The organism is Caulobacter sp. BK020 (assembly GCF_004342605.1).
In the GTDB taxonomy this organism is placed as follows: Bacteria; Pseudomonadota; Alphaproteobacteria; order Caulobacterales; family Caulobacteraceae; genus Caulobacter.
The window spans coordinates 36,176-62,347 of record NZ_SLZL01000009.1; the positions used below are offsets into that span (position 1 = coordinate 36,176).

At 69.3% G+C, this 26,172-nt stretch carries 21 protein-coding genes; 12 read left to right on the plus strand and 9 right to left on the minus strand.

Annotated elements, in window-relative coordinates; genetic code table 11:
- Positions 1–20: 20 nt before the first annotated feature.
- On the plus strand, positions 21–2,909 hold the full coding sequence (locus EV278_RS24630; RefSeq protein ID WP_132091664.1) for a calcium-binding protein: 2,889 nt from the start codon (positions 21–23) through the stop codon (positions 2,907–2,909).
- A gap of 142 nt (positions 2,910–3,051) precedes the next feature.
- On the opposite strand, the gene EV278_RS12665 is transcribed toward EV278_RS24630, so the two are convergent.
- The gene (locus EV278_RS12665) at positions 3,052–4,551 is read right to left on the minus strand and encodes a bifunctional aminoglycoside phosphotransferase/ATP-binding protein (protein ID WP_132091667.1); all 1,500 of its coding nucleotides are present in this window, start codon (positions 4,549–4,551) and stop codon (positions 3,052–3,054) included.
- Positions 4,552–4,692: 141 nt separating this feature from the next.
- On the opposite strand from EV278_RS12665, the gene EV278_RS12670 reads away from it, so the two are divergent.
- Positions 4,693–5,310: a TetR/AcrR family transcriptional regulator gene (locus EV278_RS12670; protein ID WP_132091670.1), complete on the plus strand. Its 618-nt coding sequence runs from the start codon at positions 4,693–4,695 to the stop codon at positions 5,308–5,310.
- On the opposite strand, the gene pdxH is transcribed toward EV278_RS12670, so the two are convergent.
- The gene (gene pdxH, locus EV278_RS12675; protein ID WP_132091673.1) at positions 5,307–5,972 is read right to left on the minus strand and encodes a pyridoxamine 5'-phosphate oxidase; all 666 of its coding nucleotides are present in this window, start codon (positions 5,970–5,972) and stop codon (positions 5,307–5,309) included. The two genes, EV278_RS12670 and pdxH, sit on opposite strands and share 4 nt — an antisense overlap.
- A gap of 91 nt (positions 5,973–6,063) precedes the next feature.
- Between pdxH and EV278_RS12680 the strand changes: the two genes are divergently transcribed.
- The 5 genes from EV278_RS12680 (at position 6,064) to EV278_RS12700 (ending at position 8,462) form a co-directional block, all read left to right on the plus strand.
- Entirely contained in the window at positions 6,064–6,405 is a 342-nt protein-coding gene (locus EV278_RS12680) for a hypothetical protein (RefSeq protein ID WP_132091676.1), read from the plus strand.
- Positions 6,406–6,453: 48 nt separating this feature from the next.
- On the plus strand, positions 6,454–7,155 hold the full coding sequence (locus EV278_RS12685) for a DnaJ domain-containing protein (protein ID WP_132091679.1): 702 nt from the start codon (positions 6,454–6,456) through the stop codon (positions 7,153–7,155).
- A gap of 78 nt (positions 7,156–7,233) precedes the next feature.
- Positions 7,234–7,506, plus strand: a complete 273-nt coding sequence (locus EV278_RS12690; RefSeq protein WP_132091682.1) for a hypothetical protein — start codon at positions 7,234–7,236, stop codon at positions 7,504–7,506.
- A gap of 93 nt (positions 7,507–7,599) precedes the next feature.
- Entirely contained in the window at positions 7,600–8,016 is a 417-nt protein-coding gene (locus EV278_RS12695) for an organic hydroperoxide resistance protein (protein ID WP_132091685.1), read from the plus strand.
- Complete coding sequence (locus tag EV278_RS12700) at positions 8,013–8,462, plus strand: MarR family transcriptional regulator (protein ID WP_132091688.1); 450 nt, start codon at positions 8,013–8,015, stop codon at positions 8,460–8,462. The genes EV278_RS12695 and EV278_RS12700 overlap by 4 nt, the downstream gene beginning before the upstream one ends.
- 98 nt (positions 8,463–8,560) lie before the next feature.
- Here the strand turns inward: EV278_RS12700 and EV278_RS24020 are convergent, their stop codons facing one another.
- The 3 genes from EV278_RS24020 to EV278_RS12710 all read right to left on the minus strand — a co-directional run bounded on the left by EV278_RS24020 (position 8,561) and on the right by EV278_RS12710 (position 13,369).
- Positions 8,561–8,725 carry a hypothetical protein gene (locus EV278_RS24020; protein ID WP_165916628.1) on the minus strand — a complete coding sequence of 55 codons (165 nt, stop codon included), beginning with the start codon at positions 8,723–8,725 and terminating at the stop codon, positions 8,561–8,563.
- A 93-nt stretch (positions 8,726–8,818) separates the two neighbouring features.
- Positions 8,819–10,759 (minus strand): sialate O-acetylesterase, encoded by a 1,941-nt coding sequence (locus EV278_RS12705; RefSeq protein WP_132091691.1) that lies wholly within the window; start codon positions 10,757–10,759, stop codon positions 8,819–8,821.
- 126 nt (positions 10,760–10,885) lie between these two features.
- Positions 10,886–13,369 carry a glycoside hydrolase family 3 protein gene (locus EV278_RS12710; RefSeq protein ID WP_165916638.1) on the minus strand — a complete coding sequence of 828 codons (2,484 nt, stop codon included), beginning with the start codon at positions 13,367–13,369 and terminating at the stop codon, positions 10,886–10,888.
- Positions 13,370–13,637: 268 nt separating this feature from the next.
- Here EV278_RS12710 and EV278_RS12715 point away from each other — a divergent pair, with 268 nt between their 5' ends.
- Positions 13,638–15,845, plus strand: a complete 2,208-nt coding sequence (locus EV278_RS12715; protein WP_132091697.1) for a hypothetical protein — start codon at positions 13,638–13,640, stop codon at positions 15,843–15,845.
- Between the two features lie 9 nt (positions 15,846–15,854).
- Positions 15,855–17,480: an alpha-L-fucosidase gene (locus tag EV278_RS12720; RefSeq protein ID WP_132091700.1), complete on the plus strand. Its 1,626-nt coding sequence runs from the start codon at positions 15,855–15,857 to the stop codon at positions 17,478–17,480.
- Between the two features lie 34 nt (positions 17,481–17,514).
- Here EV278_RS12720 and EV278_RS12725 read toward each other — a convergent pair whose 3' ends face one another.
- The 4 genes from EV278_RS12725 to EV278_RS12740 all read right to left on the minus strand — a co-directional run bounded on the left by EV278_RS12725 (position 17,515) and on the right by EV278_RS12740 (position 22,379).
- Positions 17,515–19,071 carry an alpha-L-arabinofuranosidase C-terminal domain-containing protein gene (locus tag EV278_RS12725; protein WP_132091703.1) on the minus strand — a complete coding sequence of 519 codons (1,557 nt, stop codon included), beginning with the start codon at positions 19,069–19,071 and terminating at the stop codon, positions 17,515–17,517.
- 55 nt (positions 19,072–19,126) lie between these two features.
- Entirely contained in the window at positions 19,127–20,152 is a 1,026-nt protein-coding gene (locus EV278_RS12730) for a glycoside hydrolase family 43 protein (protein WP_243692179.1), read from the minus strand.
- A 119-nt stretch (positions 20,153–20,271) separates the two neighbouring features.
- Positions 20,272–20,973 carry a histidine utilization repressor gene (hutC, locus tag EV278_RS12735; RefSeq protein WP_132091709.1) on the minus strand — a complete coding sequence of 234 codons (702 nt, stop codon included), beginning with the start codon at positions 20,971–20,973 and terminating at the stop codon, positions 20,272–20,274.
- Positions 20,970–22,379, minus strand: a complete 1,410-nt coding sequence (locus EV278_RS12740) for a formimidoylglutamate deiminase (RefSeq protein WP_132092116.1) — start codon at positions 22,377–22,379, stop codon at positions 20,970–20,972. Before EV278_RS12740 ends, hutC begins: the two co-directional genes overlap by 4 nt.
- Before the next feature lie 164 nt (positions 22,380–22,543).
- Here EV278_RS12740 and hutI point away from each other — a divergent pair, with 164 nt between their 5' ends.
- Genes hutI through hutG form a run of 3 tightly spaced genes read left to right on the plus strand, consistent with a single transcriptional unit; the run spans position 22,544 to position 26,120 of the window.
- On the plus strand, positions 22,544–23,770 hold the full coding sequence (gene hutI, locus EV278_RS12745) for an imidazolonepropionase (RefSeq protein WP_132091712.1): 1,227 nt from the start codon (positions 22,544–22,546) through the stop codon (positions 23,768–23,770).
- Entirely contained in the window at positions 23,767–25,302 is a 1,536-nt protein-coding gene (gene hutH, locus EV278_RS12750) for a histidine ammonia-lyase (protein ID WP_132091715.1), read from the plus strand. The genes hutI and hutH overlap by 4 nt, the downstream gene beginning before the upstream one ends.
- Positions 25,299–26,120 (plus strand): N-formylglutamate deformylase, encoded by an 822-nt coding sequence (gene hutG / locus EV278_RS12755; RefSeq protein WP_132091718.1) that lies wholly within the window; start codon positions 25,299–25,301, stop codon positions 26,118–26,120. The genes hutH and hutG overlap by 4 nt, the downstream gene beginning before the upstream one ends.
- Positions 26,121–26,172 lie beyond the last annotated feature (52 nt).

Here is a 26,172-nt window from a genome sequence, read left to right on the forward strand (position 1 = left end):
GCGCCGAGGTGGGGGCCTTCATGACCGTTGTCACGCTGCACAAACCGATCACGTTTGACGGCTATTTTTATGGCGACAAGAAGGGCGAGGCGAACTGGCTGCTGAGCGTCTTCTATTCGGCGGAAGGCTACAACCTGGTTTCGATCGCCGCCGACAAGGTAGTCTTCAAGGCCACGGCGGCTTCGGGCTTTGCCGGCTACACCGTGGTCCTGACGCCCGACACCAGCTTCACGGCCAGCATCAACCCCGTCGACCTGTTCTTCGGCACGGTCCAGACAGCTCAACTCTACGACCCCAACAACCAACTGGTGGCCAGCGCCAGCCAATTCCCCGGCAACACCCGTTACGACCAGTTGGGCAGTTATGGGATTTACGGCCCGGGCGGCGAGATCGACGGCTCGGCGGGCGGCGACGTCATCCACGCATTCGGTTCGGGTTTTACCCTCGTCGACGGGGGGGCCGGCGACGACGTGATCTACGGCGGTCGCTCGGCGACCGCGGCCAATGGCGCGCAGCCCGACACCTATGTCGACTACCTCATAGGCGGCGCGGGCTCGGACCGTATCTACGGCCTGGGCGGCGACGACGAAATCTCTGCCGACGGCTTGGATTATGTCGACGCCGGCGCCGGCGTCGACGTGGTCTATGTCGACGCCCAAACCCCCGTGGAGATCTGGCTGAACGGACCACGCAACCTAGCCGGAATGCATATCGACAACGCCGAGATTGTCTATCTGGGCGATGGTGGCTTGGTGTTGCACGGCGATGCTGGCGTCACCGCGGTTTTGGGCGGCGCGGGGGCCGACCAGATCGAAGGGGCGGACGGCGACGATCTGCTGGCCGGTCTGGCCGGCGACGACACCCTGCTGGGCGGGTCTGGCGACGACCTGCTGGATGGCGGTTTGGGCGACGACGTCCTCGACGGCGGTTCCGGTTTTGACGAGATCGACTATTCCGCCAGCGCCGTCGGTCTGACCATCGACCTGGCGATCACCGGCCCACAGAACACCGGCATGGGCGTCGATACGCTCAGCGGCTTCGAGCGACTCTACGGCGCCGCCCGCGCGGACCAGCTGATGGGCGGCGAGGCGGGCGAGTTCCTGCATGGCGGCGACGGCGACGACGTGCTGTCTGGCCGCGGCGGAGACGACCTGCTGACTGGCGACGCCGGCGACGACACGATCGTCGGCGGCTTGGGCGCCGACGTCATGACCGGCGACGTGGGTAGCGACCGCTTTGTCTATCTCACCAGCCTGGACTCCACGGCCATCTCCAGCGACGTGATCGGTGACTTCACGACGGGCGTGGACAAGATCGATCTGTCGGCGCTGGACGTCGTCAATGTCGCCATAGCGTCGGGCACGCCCCACGGCGTGCTGACCGTCACCACGACCACGGGCGTCCTGACCATTCTCTACGGTGGCGAACTCAAGACCAGCGACCTGATTCTGCCTACGTCCGGCCGGACCCTCACCGGCAATCTCGCTTACGATCAGCTGACCGGCGAGGCCGGGGCGGATACGATCTGGGGCAAAGGTTCGGCCGACAACCTGACCGGCGGCGGCGGTCCAGATGTGTTCAAATACACAGCTTATGGCGACTCCACCCAGTCGGCCTACGACATCATCACCGACTTCCAGACCGGTATCGACAGGATCGACCTGACCGCTCTGCAGCCCGCCTATATCAGCATGCTGCACTACCAGGGGGCGACTTACTTCTTTCCCCTGACCTCCGACGGCAACATGCTGATCGCGGCCATCGGCGACGTGCGGGCGACCGATGTGCTGACCAACGCGGCGACCAACTACTACATCGTCGGCGATGACGCCGGCATGACGCTGGTCGGCGGCGCCAATGACGACAGCATCGTCGGCGGCGCAGGCAACGATGTCGTAATCGGCGGCGCGGGCGGCGACGCGCTGTTCGGCGGCGCGGGGACCAACATCTTCCGCTATACCTCGGCCATCGAGTCCACCAACGCCCACCTGGACATCATCCACGACTTCAAGGCCAGCGTGGACAAGCTGGACCTCACCGCTCTGAATCCCAAAAACGTCAGCGTCCTGCACTTCAATGGCGGGACGTACATTAATGGTGACGGGACGAACGGCGGCTTCCAGATCGCCTCGATCAACGACCTCAACGCCGCCGACGTTCTAGGTTTGACCAACGGCGCCTATGTTGTCGGCGACAACACCGCCACGACCCTGATCGGCAGCGCCCAAGACGACACCATCATCGGCGGCGGCGGCGGTGACGCCCTGTTCGGCGGGAGGGGCGCGGACACCTTCCTCTACAGCACGGCGACGGAGTCCAATCCCGACGCCGGCCAGCTGGACATCATCCACGACTTCCAGACCGGCGTGGACAAGCTGGACCTGACCGCTCTGAACCCCAGCAATGTCAGCATCCTGCACTACCAGGGCGGCACCTTCATTTCGGGCGGGTCGGCCTCGGGCGTCTTCCAGATCGCCTCGATCCACGACATCAACGCCACCGACATCCAGGGCCTGACCAGCGGGGCCTATGTGGTCGGCGACGAACTGGCCAATACCCTGGTGGGAGGCAATTTCGGCGAAACCATAGTGGGCGGCCCTGGCAATGACATCATCATCGGCGGCGGAGCGGCCGACGCCCTGTTCGGCGGGGCGGGCGTCGACACCTTCCGATACGTTGCGAAGACCGACTCCACCCCGGGCGCAGCGGACATCATCCACGACTTCCAGACCGGCGTGGACAAGATCGACCTGACGGCCCTGCACACCAACGGCGCCAACGACCACTACACCCTGGTCTCCGACGCCAACGCCTCGTACCTGTTCGTCCAGTTGGACGGCAATGCCGGCAACGACCTGCAGATCCTGTTCGCCACACCCAACGTCCAGGCGACCGACATCCTCTGGTAGCACTGTCAGGTTGAGGTGACGGACCAGGATCAAATCCGAGAAGCAATCGCGGGGGCGACCGGAAGGTGGGAATTTGACCAGGGTCGGAAAGCAGCCTTGGCGGCGTCGCCCGACCTTCGCTTGCCGCTCTCCTGACCTTCCCCTACCCCATCGACTCCGCCAACGCCCGCGCCTCGTCCTCGAAGGCGCTGACCGTGTCGACCCGGCGCCAGGTGATGTCGCCGGTGTCGCGGGTCAGCTGGCTTTCCAGCACGGCCACGTCGGCGTCGGAGGCGTCGTTGACGCGGGCGGCGACCCGGGCGCGGAGCACTTCGGGCGGAGCTTCCAGCCAGACGCCCTGGAACGCCACGTCGACGTCCTTGGCCAGGGTCTCCGCCCGAGCCCGCTGCTCGGGCTTGAGGAACACCGCGTCGACCACCACCGAGCGGCCGGCGGCCAGGGTCAGGGCGGCGTCGCGGAACAACTCGTCATAGACCTTGTCGCTCATTTCCGGCGTATAGGCCTCCTTCGGCAGGCGCTGAAGCGAGGGCACGCCGCACAGGCGCTTGCGGATCTCGTCGGTGCGCAGGACCACCGCCCCGGGGGCCGTCCCCAGGCCGGGCGCGCAGACGCGGGCGAAGGTCGACTTGCCCGAGCCGGAGAGGCCGCCAGTGGCCACCAGGCTGACCGGCCGGGGCGCCAGGTGCTCCAGCGCCGTGGCCAGGTAGGCCCGCGCCGCCTCGTCGTCGTTGCTGTAGGCCCAAACGTGGGTGCGCACGGCGGCGCGGACGCTGAGCATCAGCGGAAGAGCGGCAAGACCCGTCCACAGGCCCTCGCCGAACGTGCGAGCCGCCTCGTCCAGATAGGCGTTCAGCACCCGGCCGGCGGCGTCGCGGCGGCGGCGGAAGTCCAGGTCCATCAGCAGGAAAGCCAGGTCGTACTGAATGTCGATGTCCGACAGCGAGTCGTTGAACTCGATGCAGTCGAACAGGATCGGCTTGCCCGCCTCGACCAGGATGTTGCCCAGGTGCAGGTCACCGTGGCAGTGGCGGGCGAAGCCCTGCCCGGCCCGTTCGTTCAGCAGCGGGCCCAGGCGCTCCAGCGCCAGGTCGGTCTCGGCGATCAGCCGTTCGACGGCCTGGGCGCCCAGGCGCGGGGCCAGGCCGCGCAGCAGGTTGGCGTTGGAGGCGATGGTGTAGCCCAGCGCCCCGACCCCGCCGCCCTGCCGCCGCAGCGGCGCACCGGCGTGGAACTGGGCGATGGTGCGGCCCAGCGACTCCTCCAGCGCGTCGTCGATGGCCCAGGGCTGGACCGCCAGCACGCCCTGCTCGTCGAAGCGGCGCATCTCCAGCACGTATTCGACGGTCTCGCCGGCCCCGTCGATCTCGACCCCGCCCGCCGCGGTGCGGGTCAGGCGGCGCACGGCGCGATAGATGTCGGGCGCGGCGGCGCGATTGAAGCTCAGCTCCCGCTCCAGCGACCAGCGGCGCAGTTCCAGGGTCGAATAGTCCAGGAAGCCGAAATTGACCGGGCGCTTGACCTTCCAGGCCGCCTCGCCGACCAGGAACACGCGGGCGCAGGATGTCTCGATCACCCGATCGGCCCGCTCGCCCATCCAGGCGGCTACTTCCTGCTCGCGAACCGTCTCCGCGTCCTTGATCACGCCCAAACCCCGTCAACGGCGCCCGACTTTCGGGCGCGGGCGTCCCCATAGCGGAAAGTTCCAGCCGCGTCGCCTGTGGCGACTTGCTTGCCCTTCGGTTGAGCGACTATGGTTGCGTTAACCTTGACTAGAGTCGCACCCATGCTGATCGGCGCCGTCGTCAATCGATCCGAACGCAAGAAGACCGAGATCCTGGCCGCCGCGCGCGGGGTGTTCCTCCGGGAAGGCTATACCGCCGCCGGCATGGAGACCGTGGCGCGGATGGCGGGGGTGTCCACCGCGACCCTCTACGCCTACTTTCCCAGCAAGGCCAAGCTGTTCGAGATCATCGTCTACGACGCCGTCCAGCATATGGCCGAGCCGGTGCGCGCCAGCGTCCGGGCCAAGGGCGACGCCCGCGCCCGCCTGACCAGCCTGGCCCTGGCCTATGCCGCCTTGATGTCGCAGCCCGCCACCCGGGCGATGTTCCGGATGATCGCCAGCGAGCGTCGACGCTTCGAGGCGCTAGCCGACCACGCCCTCAAGGGCGCCCACAAGGCCTTGGGCGGTACGGCGATCGGGCTGATCGAGGACCTGGTGGCGTCCGGCGAGCTGGCGACCGACCGGCCCGCGGCGGCTGCCGGCCAGCTGCTGGGCATGCTGGAACACGCCACCCTGATGCTGGGCCTGGCGGCCGGCGACGAGGCCCGGCCGGCTCGCCCGCTGCGCGACATCGCCGAAGAAGCGGTGGAGACGTTCCTGGCGCGGTACGGGGTCTAGGGAAACAGCCGCTTGGTCTCCCACCCGTCGCCGGCCCGTTCGTAGACCAGCCGCTCGTGCAGGCGGAACGGCCGGTCGCGCCAGAACTCGATGATCTGGGGAACGACGCGATAGCCCGACCAGTGCGGCGGACGGGGCACCTTGCCGATCCCGAACTTCAGCGCCATTTCGGCCACCCGGCGCTCCAGGGCCAGCCGGTCGGGCAGCGGCCGCGACTGGTCGCTGGCCCAGGCGCCCAGCTGGCTGTGGCGGGCGCGGCTGGCGAAATAGGCGTCGGCCTCTTCCGGCGTGACCGGCTCGACTACGCCGCGCACCCGCACCTGGCGGCGCAGCGACTTCCAGTGGAACAGCAGGGCCGCCTTGGGCTGGCCCGACAGCTCCACGCCCTTGGCGCTTTGGGTGTTGGTGTAGAACACGAAGCCGCGCGCATCGACGCTCTTGAGCAGCACCATGCGCGAGTCCGGCAGGCCGTCGGCGTCGACGGTCGACAGGGCCACGGCGTTGGGGTCGTTCGGCTCGCCCTTGCCGGCCTCGGCCAGCCAGTCCTCGAACAGGCGGATGGGGTCGCCCTCCGGCAGCAGCGGCGGCGGCACAGCCTCGGTCACCTGGCGGACATAGTCGTCCTCGGACGGCGAGGCGGGGATCAGGGGCGCGTCGGTCATGGGACGGATATAGGACACGGCGGAGCGGCGGGCCACGCTTGACGTGGATGGCCGGTCGCGCGCATCTGCCGCGCGACATGAAGGACTCCCTATGAAACTCGGCACGCGGGCGCGACTGGCCTGGCTTCCCCTGGCGCTGTGGTGCGCGGCCGGCCTGTGGATCGGCTATGTCGAGGCGGTCAAGTGGAAGGGCGACGACGTCCAGGACTGGATCATCCTGGCGGCCGGCGGCCTGTTCCTGTTCGCGGCCGGAGCCTGGACCTTGTGGCGGCTGCGCGCCAAGGCCGCCGAGCGGGCGCGGGTCGAGGGCGCCGATGTCGACGAGCCGGTCACCTGGCACCGCAAGAGCGGCTCGTGGGCGGTGATCGTCTTCGTGGCCGGGGTGTTCGGCGTGTTCGGCCTGGTCTGGCTGCTGAGCGGCCAGATCCGTTAAAGTCTTAACTTAACGCCCCGTTGACCAAACGGCGGCAGGGTCGGCGGCATGATCGCCGGCGCTTCTTCCGTTCCAAGTCTCCAGGCCGCCCGCGCCATCCTCGGCGTCGCCCCCGGCGCCGACGAGCGCGAGCTGCGGGCCGCCTATCGCGAAGCCGCCAAGCGCGCCCACCCCGACCGCCCCGGCGGCGACGCGGCCCTGTTCCGCGACGTGCTGGCCGCCTATCGCCTGCTGCAGGACGCTCCGGCCCGCCCGATCCACTTCCCGCCCGCCGTCGCCGAACCGGCCCGGGTCGAGCAGGCCGCCCTGCGGATCGACGCCGCCCTGGCCTTCGCCGGCGGCGGCCTGGACTTGACGCTGGACGCCCGCAAGCTGCGCCTGACCCTGCCCGCCGGCCTGCGCGAGGGTGACAAGGTGCGGGTCGAGAACGTCACCTTTCGCGTCGCGCTGAAGCCCGATCCCGACGCCCTTGTGCGCGGCGACGACCTGTGGCTGACCGCGCGGCTTGACGCCCGCGCCCTGGCCGAGGGCGGCCGGATCGAGGTGGCCACCGCCCTGGGCCCGCGCCTGGTGTGGATCTCGACCAAGGCCGCCGCGCGTGGCCTGGTGCGCCTACCCGGCCAGGGGCTGCCGGCCCGCGGCCCGCATCGGGCCGGCGACCTGTTCCTGCGGCTGGAAGCCCTGGGCGACGGCGCCGAAAGCGCGGCGCGTTCACAGTTGAAGCGCTTCGCGGCCGCCTGGGCGGCTTAGCGCCTCCAAAAGTAGACGTCGTCTCGACAGAAACTCGATCGTCATGGGTTAGCGGGATCCCCTGCAGGAGAAGTCGCCATGTCCACCAGCTTTCGACGACCGATTGCCATCACCCTCTTGATCGGTACGGTTCTGGCGCAAGCAGGATGCTTTGTCGGCGACGAGAACCATTGGGCCAGCCGCGCCCAGATCGCGGATGCGGCGACCCACTGCGGGCTTCGAGATTTCAAGCCCACCAGGGCTGGAGACGCCTGGGCGGCGTGGGTCGGTCCCGGCGTTCCGGGACACGCGGCAAAGGAAGACTGCATCTATGCTGACCTGAACCGCCAAGGACTGCTGGCGACGCGCTGAAAAATCGCGCGCGATAAAATATCACTCACACCTCTTGCATTTATATCGTGCACGATTAAATCGTTCACATCGAACAACGCCAAGGAGGCACCGATGTCCACCCTCTATCAAACCCGCGCCACGGCCACCGGCGGTCGCGAAGGAAGCGCCCGCAGCGACGATGGTCTGCTGGACGTGAAGCTGGCTCTGCCCAAGGCGCTGGGCGGCAACGGTCAGGGCACCAATCCCGAGCAGCTGTTCGCGGCCGGCTACGCTGCCTGCTTCCAGAGCGCCATGGCCTTCGTGGCCCGCCAGCAGAAGATCGGCCTAACCGGCTCGACCGTCACCGGCGTCGTCGGCCTGGCTCCGCTGGAGGTCGGCTTCAAGTTGGAGGTGGCGCTGGAGGTGGAAACCCAGGGCCTGACCCAGGACGAGGCCGAAGCCCTGGTTGCGACGGCGCACAAGGTCTGTCCCTATTCCAACGCCACGCGCGGCAATGTCGATGTCGCGATCACCACAAGGGCCGCATGACCTCTGACAGCGACAAGACCCGCAGCGAACCGGTCGAGGCCCTGCGCCTCGACCGCCAGCTGTGCTTCGCCCTCTATGGCGCCGCCAATCGGATGACCCGGCTCTACCGGCCGATGCTCGACGCCCTGGGCCTGACCTATCCGCAGTACCTGGCCATGCTGGTGCTGTGGGAGGCCAGCCCCCGCACCGTGGGGGCCCTGGGCGAGGCGCTGGACCTGGAGTCCAGCACCCTGACCCCGCTGCTCAAGCGGCTGGAGACCCAGGGCCTGGTGGCGCGCACGCGCGATCCCGAGGACGAGCGCCGGGTGATCGTCGCCCTCACCAAGGCCGGCGCCGCCCTGCGCGACCAGGCGAAAGCCGTGCCCGAGCAGCTTTTCTGCAAGCTGAACCTCCCGCTGGACGAGCTGGGCGACCTGCGCGAGCGGCTCAAGGCGCTGGCGGTCTAGAGCAAATCGCGCGATTCAAGAATCGCACGATTTGCTCTAGATTTTTGTTTTCGCATCGCTTTTGCGGAAAACCGGCGTCCACTTTTCCGCGCGATGCTCTAGCTATCGGCGCCGCCTTCCGCCTCGAAACCATACGGCTCGACGGGCGGCAGGCAGCGGACCAGGATCTGGGCGGTCAGACCAGGTTCGGCGACGACGGGCGGCCGCTCGCCGAACACCGCCTCCCATAGCTTGGCCAGTTCCTGGTATGCGGCGTCGGGCACTCGGCGGTCTCCTTGACGCAACACAATGCCGTCGACCGCCAACGGTTGCCGGTTAACGGCGCGGGCGAGGCCCGCACGCGCCGTTGCCCAAATTTACGGCGCGATCGCCAGTTCAAACGGCGTCGCCGGCAGGCCGGTCGCGCCATAGAGGTTGAGGATCGGGCTGTCGGCCCAGGCGAAGCGGACCTTGACCGGCGCGAAGCCGGCCGGGACCGTCAGCGAGACCTGATCGCCGGCCAGGGCCGCGTCGACGAAGCGGCAGGCGCCGCCCGCGTCGCACAGCTCGAATCCGACCGGGCGGGCGTCGGCCTGCACCACCGCCGGCTGGTCCAGCCGCACGGCCACGGTCGCCCCCGTCCGCGCGGCCGACAGCGGCGCGGGGCCGGCGGCGACCAGGGTCGTCTCGCCATAGGCCAGCTTGCGGGCCTGCAGGGCCAGGCGATGGCCGACCTGCTGCTTGTTGGCCGGGTGGATGTCGTAGATGTCGCCGATGTCGACGGCCGAGGCGATGCCGACCTTCGGATCGGCGGCGGCCACGCGGCGTTCGGCGTCGCGCACCCCGGCCCAGCCGGACTCGGCCGGCCTGGTCTGGCGCGGCCCGAAGTCAGCCAGCTGCACCACCAGGAACGGCAGGTCCGGCCCGCCGAACGACTTGCGCCAGTCGCCGACCAGGGCGGTCAGCAGGCGCTGGTAGTTCTGGGATTCGGCGACGTTGGCCTCGCCCTGGTACCAGGCGAAGCCCTTCAATCCGTACGGGATCAGCGGCGCGATCATGCCGTTTTGCAGGGTCGACAGGCCGCTGGCCCCCACCCACGGCGGCGTCGGCGGCACGCCGCTCTGGGCGACGGTGGACGAGACCTTGTAGCGCCAGCTGGCGCCCAGCGGCGCGAACGAGCCGTCGTCGAACTTCAGCCCCTTCTCGGCGGCCGGCCCCCAGGCCCCGCCGCCGCCGCCGGTGTCGATGGCCCGCACGGCGACGACGTTGGGCCCGGCCTTCAGCACGCCCGGCGCGAGCTTGTAGGCCCGCGGCTTGTCCCAGCCCTGGGTCGCACCCACCTGGCGGCCGTTGACGAAGGTGATGTCCAGGTCGTCGATCGGCCCCAGGGCCAGGACGGCGCCCTGCTTGGCCTGCTTGGCGGTCAGGACGATCGTCGCCCGCAGCCAGATCGTGCCGTCGAAGCTCTCCAGGCCCGGATTGACCTCCCAGAACCCGCCGGCCGGCATGGTCTTCCAGTCGCGGTCGTCGAAGTCCGGCCGGCTCCAGACCGCGGCCTGCGGTTCGGCCTTGGCCGCCCAGCGGTCGAACTGGGCGGTCCACCGGGCCATGCCGGTTTCCGGCGACTTGGCGTAGTCGGCCAGGATGGCCAGGCCCTCTTCATAGCCGCCCAGGGCGTGCAAGCCGTCACGGCTGATCCAGTCCTGGATCACCGACCCGCCCCAGGTGGCGTCGATCAGGCCGACCGGGACCCCGGTGGTCTTCTTGATCTCGCGCCCCATGAAGAAGCAGGCGGCGCTGAAGTTGTTGGCGGTCTCCGGCGTCGCCGGACGCCACGCGACGTCCTTGGCCAAGGCGGTCGTCGGCTCGGGCAGGCTGACATGACCGGTCTGCAGCAGGCGGATGTTCGGGTCGGCCGAATTGGCCGCCTCGGCCTCGCCGTTCAGGGACCGGCGCAGCGGGTATTCCATGTTCGACTGGCCCGAGCACAGCCAGACGTCGCCGACCAGCAGGTCCGAGATCGTCTGGCTGTCGCCGCCAGCCTGGACCGTCAGGGTCAGGGCCTCGCCAGGCTCGCGGGCCGGCAAGGTCGCCGACCAGCGGCCCTGGGCGTCGGCCGTGGCGCCGGCCTTGGCCTCGCCCAGCGCCAGCTCGACCGCTTCGCCGGGCTTGGCCGCGCCCCACACCCGGATGGGCTGCCCCCGCTGCAAGACGGCATGGTCGGTGAAGACCGGGGCCAGCAGCGGGGCGGCCTGGGCGACGCCGGCCAGGCCCGTCAGGGCGGTGACGGCCAGCAGGCCGAGGATCTTCGAGCGCATGGATCTCACCCTAATCTCCGCCCGTCCCGGACACCTGCCGGATCCAGACGAGTTTTATTGTTCCGGGCTCAACGCCCGCCCTGGATCTCGGCTCACCCCAGCCTTCGCCGGGGTGAGCGGGATCGATTATTGCGAGGCCTTGCCGGGGCAGACCGCGCCCGCCGGGTCCGTCGTCAGCTTCACGCTCTGCAGCGAGACCACCAGCTTGCCGGCCGTCGACAGTTCGAACGGCGCGGTGACCTTGGTCACGTCGGTCCCTGCCGCCTGGAAGCACTTGAGCGACACCTTCAGGCTCTTCCACTCGCCGAGCGGCGAGGCCTCAAGCACGGGGGTGACGTCCAGCTTGCCCGCCCCGATCGACAGGGCGACCGGCGCGGTGGGCTTGGCGTCGACGCGATAATCGACCAGCAGGTCGATGTCGGCGTTGGCCTGGAACGACAGGTCGAAGGCCTTGTCGGCCGCCAGGGCCGCGGTGGCCGCGGTGTCGCCCGAGAAGGTCAGCTGGCGGCCGGCCTCCTGCACGTTGCCGGCGTCCACCGGGCGGATCTGAACCGCCGTGGTCGGGGTCAGCCTGAACTCGAACGGTGACGGCGTCTTGCCGCCGACGAAGTAGTTGCTGGTGTTGTCAGCGGCCACCGTGAAGCCCGGCTTTTCCGACAGCCTTCCAACCCGGACCTTCGAGGCGTAGGTCAGGCCGTAACCGTAGGCGAATTGCGGGTCATAGCCCTTGTCGCCGCGGTTCAGGGTGAACTGGCCGGCGGTCTTGGGCCAGCTGAACGACAGCTTGCCGCGGAAGTCGGTGCGCGGCTTGCCCGCCTTGTCGCCGATCAGCACGTCGGCGATCCCGCCGCCTTCCGAACCTGGCAGCCAGGCGGCCACGAAGGCGTCGGTGGCGTTGATCTCGGGGTTCACCCACAGCGGACGGCCCGACAGGAACACGCCCACCACCGGCACGCCGGCCGCCTTCAACTTCTTCAGCAGGGCCAGGTCGGTCTTGTTCCCGGGCTGGTATTCCAGCGTCTTGATGTCGCCCACGCCCTCGGCGTAGGGCGTCTCGCCGAACACCACGATGGCCACGTCGGGCTTCTTGTCGAACGAACCGTCGACGCTGAGCGTCGCCGAGCCGCCCGAGGCCTCGACCGTCTCCTTCAGACCCGAATAGATCGACTGGGCGTTGGGGAAGTCGGCCTTGGTGTTGCCGGTGCCTTGCCAAGACAGCGTCCAGCCGCCGGCCTGCTGGCCGATGTCGTCGGCGCCCGAGCCGGCCACCAGGATATTGGCCGAAGCCTTCACCGGCAGGACGCCGTTGTTCTTCAGCAACACCAGCGACTCGCGAACGGCCTGGCGGGCGATGGCGCGGTGCTCGGCCGAGCCCATCACCGCCTCCTTGCCTTCCACCGGACGGGCCTGCTGGAACAGGCCCATCTTGGCCTTCACGCGCAGGATGCGGCGCACGGCGTCGTCGATGCGGGCCATCGGAATCTCGCCCGATTTCGCCTGGGCCAGGGTGTTGGCGTAGAGGTCCTTCCAGCTGTCGGGGGCCATGTACATGTCCAGGCCCGCATTGGCGGCCTTGGAACAGCTCTTGGGCGTGCAGCCGGCCACCTGGCCGTGGCCGTTCCAGTCGCCGACCACGAAGCCGTCGAAGCCCATCCTGCCCTTCAGCACGTCGGTCAGCAGGCTCTTGTTGCCGTGCATCTTCTCGCCGTTCCAGCTGTTGAACGACGCCATGATGGTCATGGTCCCGGCGTTGATGGCCGGCACATAGCCCTGGGCGTGCAGGCGGATCAGCTCGGCCTCGGAGACCTGGGTGTCGCCCTGATCCTTGCCCAGGTGGGTGCCGCCGTCGCCGAGGAAGTGCTTGGCGCTGGCCGCCACGTGGCCCTGCTGGATCACGCCGCCCCCTCCTCCCTTAAAGGGGCTCACTGCGCCCTGCAGGCCCAGGATCATCTGGCCGGCATAGCTGCGGACGATCTCGGGATCTTCCGAATAGCCCTCATAGGCCCGGCCCCAGCGGTCGTCGCGCGGCACGGTCAGGGTGGGGCCGAACGCCCAGTCGAAGCCGGCGGCGGCCGTCTCCTGGGCGGTGGCCGCACCGATCTTGCGGATCAGCTCGGGGTCGCGGGTGGCGCCCAGGGCGCTGTTGTGCGGAAAGAGCGTGGCCCCCACGGCGTTGCCGTTGCCGTGCACCGAGTCGATGCCGAACATCAGCGGCACCTGCGTGCCGCCCTGGCGCTGGGCGGCGGCGTCGCGGAAGGCCTCGACCGACTTCACCCACGGCCCGATCGGCGAGCGGTCGGGCGCGCCCAGCGGCGGCGAGCTGCCGCCGGCCAGGATCGAACCCAAGGGATAGGTCTTCAGGTCTTCCGGCTTGATCGAGGCGATGTCGGCCTGGATCATCTGGCCGATCTTTTCCTCAAGGGTCAGCTTGGCCAGCACGGCGTCCACGAAGGCCTCGGTCTGGGGATCGACCAGGCCCTGGCTCTTGGCCACTGGCCACAGGGCTGGATGAGCGGTGCTCTGGCTTTCGGCGGCCGACGCCGCGCCGGTCAGAAGGGTGGTCGCCAGCAGCGCTGCGCAAAAGGCCTTGGTGTTCATAACTCCCCGCATCATTATCGTTGGAACTCCGACAACGCTGTCAATTGCATGCCGACGCGTTTCGGGCAATCCGGTCGTTGTCCGGTGGTACCGGTATCTAAAAAGCTCGACGGCGATCCATACACGGTCTAATTTGTGTGACAAATAGAAACGCCAAACAGGCGATGATGGGAGGGGCGAAATGAGAGGATTTGCAGCGGGTTCGACGGCTGGAGGCGTCTTGGCGTTTGGCGCTGCGACCGTTCGCCTCACCCCGGCCCGCTGAGACGGAAGGTCCCGCTTGTCCTGGTTCAAACGCAGTCTCGCCCTGGCGGTCGCCGCCGGGACGCTGGCCATCACCGCGCCCGCCCTCGCCGCCCCGCCGACCGTGCAGCCCTATAACTGGAAGTCCGTCGAGGTGCTGGGCGGCGGCTTCGTCAGCGGCGTGGTCTATCACCCAACCGAGAAGGGGCTGGTCTATATCCGCACCGACATCGGCGGCGCCTATCGCCTGGATCGGGCGACCAACCGCTGGGTGGCGTTGAACGACGACCTCAAGCGCGCCGACGGCCAGCTGGCCGGGGCGCTGAGCCTGGCCGTCGACCCGCAGGATCCCAACCGGCTCTACATGGCCGCCGGCGAATATACCGGTCCCTACGCCCGCGGCGGCGCCCTGCTGCGCTCCACGGATCGGGGGACGACCTGGATCAAAGCCGAGCTGCCGGTCAAGATCGGCGGCAACGAGGATGGCCGCAACACGGGCGAACGGCTGATGGTCGATCCTGTCCAAGGCGCGGTGCTGTTCCTGGGCGCCAAGGACGGCCTCTACCGCAGCACCGACCATGGCGCGAGCTGGTCGCCGGTCGAGACCTTCCCGAAGGTCCACGTCACCCTGGTGGCCTTCGACCCGGTGGAAAGGACCAAGACCGGCGAGACGGCGATCCTCTATGCCGGCTTCGCGACCAGCCATGGCGGCGGGCTGCTGGTCAGCACTGATGGCGGGATCCGCTGGGGTCTGGTCGACGGCCAGCCCAAGGGGCTGATCCCGCACCACCTGGCCTTGGACGCCAACGGCGGCGTCTACATCGCCTACGGCAACGCCCTGGGGCCCAACGGCGTGACCGACGGCGCGGTCTGGAAGATGGATCCCGACAGCGGCGCCTGGACCGACATCAGCCCGATCAAGCCTGACGCCGGCGACGTGTTCGGCTATGGCGGCCTCAGCCTGGACCCGGCCCATCCGGGCGTGATCGTGGTCTCCACCCTCGACCGCTGGGGCCGAGGCGACGAAGTGTTCCGCAGCACCAATGGCGGCAAGACCTGGAAAGGGCTGCGCGAGAAGTCCGAGCACGACACCGGCGGCGCGCCCTGGGTGCGCGGCCTCGAGGGCAAGGCCGCCCGCGCCATGGGCCACTGGATCGGCGACATCGACATCGATCCGACCAATCCCGACGAGGCCATCTACGTCACCGGCTACGGCCTGTGGCGGACCAGGAACCTGACCGAGGCCGACCGTTCGGGGCGGACCGACTGGCGGTTCGACGACGAGGGGCTGGAAGAAACCGTGGCCCTGGGACTGGTCTCCCCGCCCAACGGCGCCTCGGGCGGCGCCCCGCTGGTCAGCGCGATCGGCGACATCGGCGGCTTCCGGCACGACGATCTCGACAGCGCCCGGGGCAGCCGCTACTTCGCCCCGCACGGCGGCACCAATCGCGGCCTCGACTACGCCGAACTGGCGCCCGACATCCTGGTCCGGACCAGCGACCCGACGCCCACCGGCGGCTTCCACTCCACGGACGGCGGCAAGACCTGGACGGCCTTCGCCAGCTCGCCGCCGCGCGGTTCCAACCCCGACACCGGCCGCATCGCCCTTTCGGCCGACGGCAAGCGCATGGTCTGGGCCCTGCGCGGCGCTCCGCCCTATGTATCCAGCGATGACGGCAGGACCTGGCGCCCGGTCCAGGGCGTGGCGCCCGGCGAGCGCCTGGACTTCACCCCGGTCTCGGACCGCGTGAACCCGTCGCGCTTCTATCTCTACGACGCCGCCCAGGGCGCCGTGCTGGCCAGCACCGACGGCGGCGAAAGCTTCAAGACCACGGCGCACAACCTGCCCAGCGGCCGGTCGCTGAAGGCCGTCCCTGGCGCCGAGGGCGAGCTGTGGCTGCCCACCAACCAGGGCCTGATGCGCTCGACCAACGGCGGCGACAGCTTCAAGGCGGTCGGCGGCGTCGACGAGGCCGGCCTGGTCGGCTTCGGCAAGGCCGCGCCGGGCCAGACCCATCCGGCGGTGTTCGTCTGGGGCAAGGTCGACGGCGTCGAGGGCGTGTTCCGCTCCGACGACGTCGGCAAGACCTGGATCAAGCTGCACGACGAACGCTGGGGCTTTGCGGAACTGCGCGCCCTGTCCGGCGACCCCAGCCGTTTCGGCCGGGTCTATCTCGGCGTCCACGGCCGGGGCATCCTCTATGGCGACCCGCCTGCCGACGGCGCGGCGCCGGCCAAGAACTAGGGACCGTACATGAGCCTCAATCGCCGCGACCTGCTGAATCTCGGCGCGGGCCTGGCCGCCGCCTCGGCCGCGCCCGCCCTCGCCGCCCCGCGCAAGGGCGGCTTCCAGCCCAGCTGGGAGTCCCTGGCCCAAGGCTACAAGGTCCCTGATTGGTTCCGCGACGCCAAGCTGGGGATCTGGTCGCACTGGGGCCCGCAGTGCGTGCCCGAATACGGCGACTGGTACGGCCGCCAGATGTATATCCAGGGCAACGGGGTCTACGAGCACCACGTCAAGACCTACGGCCACCCGACCCAGTTCGGCTTCATGGAGTTCATCCCGCGCTGGAAGGCCCAGAACTGGGATCCGGACGGCCTGATGAAGAAGTACAAGGCCGCGGGGGCCCGGTACTTCATGTCGATGGCCAACCACCACGACAACCTCGACATGTTCGCCAGCCGCCATCATGCCTGGAACACGCTGCGCGTCGGCCCGGGGCGGGACATCGTCGGAACCTGGGAAAAGGTCGCTCGCGCCCACGGCATGCGGTTCGCCGTCTCCAACCATTCGGCCCACGCCTGGCACTGGTGGCAGACCGCCTATGGCTACGACGCCGAGGGTCCGCTGAAGGGCCGGCGTTATGACGCCTATCGCCTGACCAAGGCCGACGGCAAGGGCAAGTGGTGGCAGGGCCTGGATCCGCAGGAGCTCTATACCGGCCGCAACATGCTGATCCCTGACGGTATCGACAGTATCGCCGCCGCCAACGCCTGGCACGACAAGCACGACGGCGAATGGCTGGAGACCCCGCCGCCGAACAACCCCGCCTTCGTCGCAAACTGGCTGGCGCGGCAGAACGACCTGGTCGACCGCTACCGGCCCGACATGGTCTATTTCGACAACTACACCCTGCCGCTGGGCCAGGCTGGCCTGTCGGCGACGGCCCGTTATTACAACCAGGCCCTGGCGGCGCGCGGCGCGACCGACGTGGTGGTCACCGGCAAGATGCTTAACCCCCTGCAGCGGCGCGGCATCGTGGAGGACGTCGAGCGCGGCTTCTCCGACCGGATGCGGCCCGAACCCTGGCAGACCGACACCTGCATCGGCAGTTGGCACTATGACCGCGGCCTCTACGACCGCGACGGCTACAAGAGCGCCAGGGACGTGATCCAGCGGCTGATCGACGTCGTGTCCAAGAACGGCTGCCTGATGGTCTCCATCCCCCAGCGTGGCGACGGCACGATCGACGACAAGGAAGAGAAGGTGCTGGAAGGCATGGCCGGCTGGATCGCCGTCAACGGCCCGGCGATCTACGCCTCGCGGCCCTGGCGGATCTATGGCGAGGGGCCGACCCGCCTGATCGAGGGCATGCAGAACGAGGGCGACGCCAAGCCGTTCGGCGCCGCCGACATCCGCTTCACGACCAGGGGCGGCGACCTCTACGCCCTGCCGATGGCTTGGCCGGCGGGCGAGCTGGTCATCGAAAGTCTGGCCGCATCGGGCCCGACCAGCGCCGGCGAGGTGCGTCGCGTGGACCTGTTGGGCGGCGGCGAGCTGGCGTTCAGGCGCGACGACAAGAGCCTGCGCGTGACCCTGCCCGAGACGCGGCCGGCTTTCACGCCGGTAGTGAAGATCTCCGGCCCGGGGCTGGTCTAAGCCGGCGGGCGGGCCCTGCCGGCCTTGCCCCCGGCTAGTCCAGGCCGAGCACCGTCACCGACGCCGGTGCGACGGTGACGGTCAGCTTGCCGCCCGCGACCTTGGCCGACAGCGCCTTGGGGACGACGGTGTTGGGGGCGTCGAAGGTGTTGACGCTGTCGACCTTCGGCGCCGAAAGGGTCTGGCCCGAAGCCTTCGTGGCCTTCACGCCGGCCAGTGAAACGCTGAACGTCGCGGGTGACTTCGGATCGATGTTGGTGACGGCGATCCAGACCTTTCCGGCCTTGTCCCTGGCCGCGACGGCGTCGACGCGCGGCAGGGTGACGCCGTTCGTCGCATAGGCGCCGGCGTCGAAGGTCAGCGGCACGAAGGTCGCGTCCTGGAACGGCACGTACATGTGGAAGACGTGATAGGTCGGCGTCAGCAGCATCTTGTCCTTGTCGGTCAGGATCATGGCCTGCAGGACGTTGACCATCTGCGCGATATTGGCCATGCGGACCCGGTCGGCATGACGCGCGAAGATGTTGAGGGTGAGGGCGGCCAGCACGGCGTCGCGCTGGCTGTTCTGCTGCACCAGGAAGCCCGGGTTCGATCCCGGCGCCGGCGCCAGCCAAGCGCCCCATTCGTCGACCACCAGGGCGACCTTCTTTTCGGGATCGTATCGGTCCATGATCGCCGAATGCGTCTTGATCAGGCCGTCCATGCCGATCGCTTCTTTCAGCAGGACGGCATAGTCCTTTTCGTCAAAGCCCGTACCCGACAAATGCGGCGGCCAGCCGCCCGTCGAATAGGAATGCAGCGACAGGCCTTCGATGTCCCAGGCCCAGGAATGGCCCTTCCACGCCTTCATGACGGCTTCGGTATAGCTGGTGTCGGCGCCGTTCGGCCCGACGGCCACGCGCTTCATCGGCTGGGCGGAATTGTAGTTGTGGACGAAGCGCGCAAAGCGTTTCATCTCGCTGACGTAGAAGTCCGGCGACATCGCGCCGCCGCAGTCCCAGGACTCGTTGCCGAGGCCAAGAATGGCGACCTTGTACGGCTCAGGGTGACCGTTCTTGGCGCGTTCGGCGCCCAGGGCGTCGTCGGTCGACGAGGTCATGTACTCGAGCCATTCGGCCGCTTCCTGCGCGGTGCCGGAGCCGAGATTGACCGAGACATAGGCTTCGGTTCCGATCTGCTGGGCGAAGTCCATGAACTCGTCGGTGCCGAACGTGTTGGGCTCGACCACCCCGCCCCAGTTGCTGTTAACCGCGGCCTTGCGCTCAGGACCGACCCCGCGGCGCCAGTTGTACTCGTCGGCGAAGCATCCCCCCGGCCAGCGCACGTTCGGGACTTTGAGCGCCTTCAAGGCTCCCACGACATCGTTGCGGATACCGCGCGTGTTGGGGATCGTGGACTCCTTGCCCACCCAGATCCCGCCATAGATGCCGCTGCCCAGGTGCTCGGCGAACTGGCCGAAGACATGGCGGTCGATCACGGCGCCGGGCTTGGACGCATCGAGCGTCACCTGAACCGGAGCCTCGGCGGCCCGGGTCGCGACCGGCAGGATCAGGGCGGCGGCGAGCGCGGCCGCGGAGGTCAGAAGGCGCATTGATGGACTCCCCGGTGGGTTATCGCGCCGTGGTCCGGCGCGTTCATTTGTCTGATTAATTGACCGACGGAGGCGGCGCGGACACGCCGGCCTCGGTCTGGACGACGGGCTTCAACGTGCCGTCCGGATTATATCGCAGATACTCGACCGTCACGGCCCGGCGGCCGATGGCGCCGCCCTGGTCTCCCACCGTAAGCGTCGCATTGTGCAGGAAGATGTACCACTGGCCCTTGAACTCGGCGATGCCGGCATGGATGGTGAAACTGTTCTTGGCCGATTTGGCCAGTTCGCCACGATAGGTCCATGGACCGTCCAGCGAGGTCGCGGTGGCGTAGGACACGTGTTCGTCGCTCTGGGTCGTGCGGTCCAGCGACGCATAGGTGAGGTAGTAGAGGCCGCCGCGCTTGTGCAGCCAGGGACCTTCCTCGAAATGCGGCGGGGTGATCCTGCGGATCGGGCCGTCGATTTCCGTCATGTTGGCCTTGAGTTTGGCGATGTAGCAGTCGCGATTGCCCCAGGCGATCCAGGTCACGCCGTCATCGTCGGTGAAGACGGTGGGGTCGATATCCTCCCAGCTGTGCTTGCCTTCCGGCGTCATCTGGTTGGTGATCAGGGCTGATCCCCGCGCGTCGGTGAACGGACCGGTCGGACGGTCCGAAACGGCGACGCCGATGGCCTTGCCCGGATGACTGTCGTCGTGTTCGACGGCGGCGTAGAAGTAGAACTTGCCGTTCTTCTCGATCGCCTGCGACGCCCAGGCGTCCTGCTTGGCCCACTTGAAGTCCTTGACGTTCATGATCGGGGCGTGCGGCGTCCAGGTCTTCATGTCCTTGGTCGAGAAGACCAGCCATTCGCGCATGTCGAACATGGCGTCGCCCCGGGCCTGATCATGGCCGGTGTAGAGATACAACGTGTCGCCGACGACCAGCGGGGCGGGATCGGCGGTGAACCGGTCGCGGATGATCGGGTTGCCCCGACTGACGATGACCGGCTCGGGACCGGCCGCCCGAACGAGCGACGGCGTGGCGCTTGAGGCGAGCGCCGCCAAGCCGGCGAGCGCAACAGACAGATTTCGCTTCACCCAAATCCTCCCGTTCGCCAATAGGCTCCAGGACATTACTCAGACAATTTGGATGCGTAAAGCGATTGCAGCGACCTAACGTCGTGGGAGACCGCATCCGCGGGCGGCTCAGGGCCGTCTCACCGCGCCGGGCCGAACCGCGCGACCAGATCGTAGGCCTCGCCCGGGAACAGCTGGCGCACCCAGGTCACCGGCTCGCCCGCCCGCCAGGTGCGGCGCTCGACGGCCAGCAGGGCCGCGCCTTCGTCCAGCGCCAGGAGACGCGCCTCCTCGCCCGAGGCTCCGACGGCGCTGATGCGATTCTCGGCCTCGGTCCAGGGAACGTGGTGCAGCAGCCAGGCCCCCGGCGACTCGTCGGCGAAGTCGAGGCCCGCCGCCTCCGGCACGGCGGCCAGGCTGATCAGCCGGTCCTCAAGCGCGAACGGCCGATCGCCGGCCACGTGCAGGCCCCGCAGGGCCAGCAGGTCGCCCGCCAGGGCCGCCTCCTCCGCCCTGGCCTCGCGTCGCCGCCTGTCCAGCAGGTCGAACCGATAGGCCTCGCCGCGCGCCACGATCTCGGCCTGGATGTCGGGGATGTCGAGCACGGCGGAGTGCACGCGCGGGCGGGCCACGAACGAGCCGGCGCGACGGCGGCGGACGATCAGACCCTCGTCCGCCAGGGCCGACATCGCCTTGTTGACGGTCATCCGCGAACAGCCGAACTGGCCCATCAGTTCGAGCTCGGACGGAACCTTGCGGCCCGGCGCCCAGGCGCCCGAGCGGATCAGGTCCTCGATCTCGCCGCGGATGCGCTGGGACAGCGTCCCTTCGGCGCCGCTCAAGCCAGCACGCTCCCCAAGGCCGTCCGGTAGCGGGCCAGGATGGCCTCGCGCGCAGAGTGACGACCGCCGCTGACCACCTGGCGGCCGCCGCGCCAGACGCCGTCGATCGCCCCGTGCCGGCCGGCGAACACCAGGCTGTCCAGCAGGGCGTCGCCATCGCGGCCGATCATCGCCGGATGCGCGCGGTCCAGGGTCACGAAGTCGGCTGGACGCCCGCGCCGCAAGCCGCCGACGACGCCGAGCGCCTGGGCCCCGCCGCTCACGGCCGCCCGGAACAGCGCGCCGCCGGTCGAGCTTCCCGGCGCCCTGGCCAGCACGTTTCGGGCCCGCCGGGTCAGGCGCTGGGCGTATTCCAGGGTCCGCAGCTCCACGGCCGCGTCGATCAGCACGTTGCTGTCCGAGCCGATCCCGAACGGCCCGCCGGCCGCCAGGTAGTCGTGGGCCGGGAAGATCCCGTCACCCAGATTGGCCTCAGTGATCGGGCACAGGCCGGCGACCGCGCCGCTCTTGGCCAGCCGCTCGGTTTCCATGGCGTTCAGGTGGGTGGCGTGGACCAGGCACCAGCGCTTGTCGACCGGGGCGTTGTTCATCAACCAGCGCACCGGCCGCGCGCCGGTGGCGGCCAGGCAGTCTTCGACCTCCTGCGTCTGCTCGGCGATGTGGATGTGGATCGGCGCCGCGCCCGCCAGCGGCAGGATCGCCGTCAGCTCCTCGCCGGTCACCGCCCGCAGGCTGTGCGGCGCGATCCCGACCACCGCGTCGGCCAGGTCGGCGACCGCCGCGCGGCTGGCCTCGACCAGCCGGCCGTAGCCGTCGACATCGTGGACGAACCGCCGCTGGCCCTCGCCGGGCGCTGCGCCGCCGAAGCCCGTATGAGCGTAAAACACCGGCAGCAGGGTCAGGCCGATTCCCGTCTCGTCAGCCGCCGCCGCGATCCGCGCCGCCATCTCGGCCGGGTTCGCATAGGGCGAGCCGTCCCTGTCGTGATGCAGGTAGTGGAACTCGCCCACCCGGGTCGAGCCGGTCTCCAGCATCTCCATATAGGCCAGGGCGGCGATGGCCTGGACGTCGTCGGGGCCCAGCCGGTCGACGAAACGGTACATCAGTTCGCGCCAGGTCCAGAAGCTGTCGCCGGACGGTCCCCGCGTCTCGGTCAGGCCCGCCATGGCCCGCTGGAAGGCGTGGCTGTGCAGGTTGGGCAGGCCGGGCAGGCACGGCCCATGGGCCGTCTCGCCGGCCTGGCGGGCGACGTCGGTGTCGATGCGGGCGATCAGGCCGTCGGTGATCGTGAACCGCACCGCCTTGGCCCAGCCGTCGGCCAGCAGAGCCTGCTCGAACCACAGGGTCTGGGGATCCGAAGGCGCGGCGCGTTCCGGCTCGGGCTCATGCCGAGGCGCGGCCTCCACCTCGTGCGGCGGCGTATAGATCGGCGCATCGGCCTGGGGCTCGGCTTCGGGTTCTGGCGGAAACGCGTCGTCGGTCACTGGACAATCCTCGGGTCGCGCGAATATGTCTATACATATTGAAGCCGCCGGCAAGGGACCGGATCGGCGTCGGGAGATCCCAGGCCATGCGCTGCGATCGGCTGTGGAGCAAGGCCCGCCTGGCGACCTTCGCCGCCGACCGGCCCGGCATGGGCGTGGTCGAGGACGGCGTCGTCGCCAGCCTGGACGGCCGCATCGCCTATGCCGGCCCGGCCGCCGAGGCTCCCGCCTTCGAGGCGGCCGAGACCATCGACTGCGAAGGCCGCTGGATCACGCCGGGCCTGATCGATCCCCACACCCACCTGGTGTTCGGCGGCGACCGAGCCCACGAGTTCGAGCTGCGGCTGGCCGGCGCCTCCTATGAAGAGATCGCCCGGGCCGGCGGCGGCATTGTCTCGACCATGAAGGCCACCCGCGCCGCCTCGGAAGCCCAGTTGATCGCCAGCGCCCTGCCCCGTCTGGACGCCCTGATCGCCGAGGGCCTGACCACGATCGAGGTCAAGTCCGGCTACGGCCTGTCGCTGGACGACGAGCTGAAGAGCCTGCGCGCCGCCCGGGCCCTGGCCCAGGCTCGCCGAGTGTCGGTGACCACCACCTTGCTCGGCGCCCACGCCTTGCCGCCCGAGTTCGCCGGTGATCCCGACGGCTATATCGACCTGGTCTGCCGTGAGATGATTCCCGCCGTCGCCGCCCCCGAATTGGGGGGATGGGGCCTGGCCGAGGCGGTGGACGCCTTCTGCGAGGGCATCGGCTTCACCCCCGTCCAGACCCGCCGGGTGTTCGAGGCGGCCCGCGCCCACGGCCTGCCGGTCAAGCTGCACGCCGAGCAGCTGTCCAACCAGCACGGCGCGGCCCTGGCGGCCGAGTTCGGAGCGCTGTCGGCCGATCACCTGGAGCACCTGGACGCGGTGGGGATCGCCGCCATGGCGAAGGCCGGCACGACGGCGGTGCTGCTGCCGGGGGCCTTCTACTTCGTGCGCGAGACCAGGCTGCCGCCGATCCAGGCCCTGCGCGCCGCCGGCGTGCCGATGGCCCTGGCCACCGACTGCAATCCGGGCACCTCGCCCCTGACCAGCCTGCTGCTGACGATGAACATGGCCGCCACCCTGTTCCGGATGACCGTCGACGAATGCCTGGCCGGCGTCACGCGCGAGGCGGCGCGGGCGTTGGGCCGCCTCGACAGGGTCGGGACGCTGGAGGCCGGCAAGGCCTGCGACCTGGCCGTCTGGGACGTCGAGCGTCCCGCCGAACTTGTCTATCGCATGGGCTTGAACCCGCTCCATGCCCGCGTCTGGAAGGGTGAAATCGCGTGACCGAAGTCGTTCTCAATCCCGGTGAAGTGTCGCTGGTCGACTGGAAAGCCGTCTATCGCGGCGCTCCCGCCCGGCTGCATCCCAGCGCCGGGTCGGTGATCGCCGAAAGCGCCGCCGCCGTCGAGCGCATCCTGGCCAAGGGCGCGCCGGTCTACGGGATCAACACCGGCTTCGGAAAGCTGGCCAGCGTGCGCATCGGCGACACGGACCTGGAGACCCTGCAGCGCAATATCGTGCTGTCGCACGCCGCCGGCACAGGCGCGCCGTCCCCCGTTCCCGTGGTCCGGCTGATGATGGCCCTGAAGCTGGCCAGCCTGGCCCAGGGCGCCTCGGGCGTGCGGCCGGCGACGACGGACCTGCTGGAGGCCCTGCTGGTCAAGAGCCTGACGCCGGTCGTCCCATGCCAGGGCTCCGTGGGTGCGTCTGGCGACCTGGCGCCGCTGGCCCATATGGCGGCGACGATGATCGGGGTCGGCGAGATGTTCGTCGGCGACCGGCGCCTGCCGGCCGCCCAGGCCCTGGCCGAGGCGGGCCTCAAGCCCCTGACGCTGGGTCCAAAGGAGGGCCTCGCCTTGCTGAACGGCACCCAGTTCTCGACGGCCAACGCCTTGGCCGCCCTGTTCGACGCCGAGCGCCTGTTCCAATCGGCCCTGGTCACCGGCGCCCTGGCCACCGAGGCCGCCAAGGGCTCGGACACGCCGTTCGATCCGCGCATCCACGCCCTGCGCCGACAACCCGGCCAGATCGAGACCGCCGCCGCCCTGCGCGCCCTGATGGTCGGCTCGGCGATCCGCGACTCGCACCGCGAGGGCGACGCGCGGGTGCAGGATCCCTACTGCCTGCGCTGCCAGCCCCAGGTGATGGGCGCGGCGCTCGACGTGCTGCGCCAGGCGGCCGTGACCCTGTCGACCGAGGCCAACGGGGTCTCCGACAACCCGCTGATCTTCCCAGACACCGACGAAGCCCTGTCGGGCGGCAACTTCCATGCCGAGCCCGTGGCCTTCGCCGCCGACATGATCGCCCTGGCGGTCTGCGAGATCGGCTCGATCGCCGAACGCCGGATCGCCATGCTGGTCGACCCCGCCTGCTCGGGCCTGCCGGCCTTCCTGACCCCTAGGCCGGGCCTGAACTCCGGCTTCATGATCCCGCAGGTCACCGCCGCCGCCCTGGTCTCGGAGAACAAGCAGAAGGCCTATCCGGCCAGCGTCGACTCCATCCCGACCTCCGCCAACCAGGAGGACCACGTCTCGATGGCCGCCCACGGCGCGAGGCGCCTGCTGGCCATGGTCGAGACGGCCGAGGCGGTGATCGGCATCGAGCTGCTGGCCGCCGCGCAAGGCTGCGACTTCCACGCGCCGCTGGCGTCCAGCGCGCCGCTGGAGAGCGTGCGCCGCCTGCTGCGCGTGGAGGTCCCGCACCTGAGCGACGACCGCCACTTCCATCCGGACATGGAGGCCGCCAATACGCTGGTGCGGTCGGGGGCGATCGTCGGGGCGGCTTCCGGCGTCGCGCTGCCGGGGGTGGCGGCGTGAGCTCGACCGACTGGCTCCATGTCACTCGCGGCGACGCCCCGCTGGTCGTCAGCATCCCGCACGCCGGCGCGGCCATCCCCGCCGACATCGAGGCGCGGCTGGTCTCGCCGTGGTTGGCGCGCAAGGACGCCGACTGGTGGCTGGGCGAGCTCTACGCCTTCGCCGAGGGCCTGGGCGCCACCGTCGTCCGCACCGAGGTCTCGCGCACCGTGATCGACGTCAACCGCGACCCGTCCGGCGTATCGCTGTATCCCGGCCAGGTCACCACCAGCCTGTGCCCGGTCGACACCTTCGACGGCGAGCCGCTGTATCGCCCCGGCCAGGAACCGGACGCCGCCGAGATCACCGCGCGCCGCGCCGCCTTCTTCGATCCATATCACTCAAGCCTCCAGGCCGAGCTCGACCGGCTGGTCGCACGCCACGGCAAGGTGGTGCTGTACGACGCCCACTCGATCCGCTCGCGCGCCCCGCGGCTGTTCGATGGGGAGCTGCCGCAGTTCAATATCGGCACGAACAGCGGCCCGGCCTGCGATCCGGGCCTGACCCGCGCCGTCGAGGCCGCTTGCGACGCGGCCGGCCTGTCGCGCGTCACCAATGGCCGGTTCAAGGGCGGCTGGATCACGCGTCACTTCGGGCGGCCCGACAAGGGCGTCCACGCTGTGCAGATGGAGCTGGCCTGCCGCGGCTACATCGACGAGCCGACGGAGCTGACGCCGGACAATTGGCCCACGCCGTTCCACCCGTCCCGCGCCGCGTCTCTGCAGGCGACGCTCAGTAATGTGATGAGGGCGTGCGTCGCGTTCGCCAACACCGCCTGACCTTGGAGCGAAGCCTCGTCCTTCGACCGGCTCAGGATGAGGTTTCGAATGA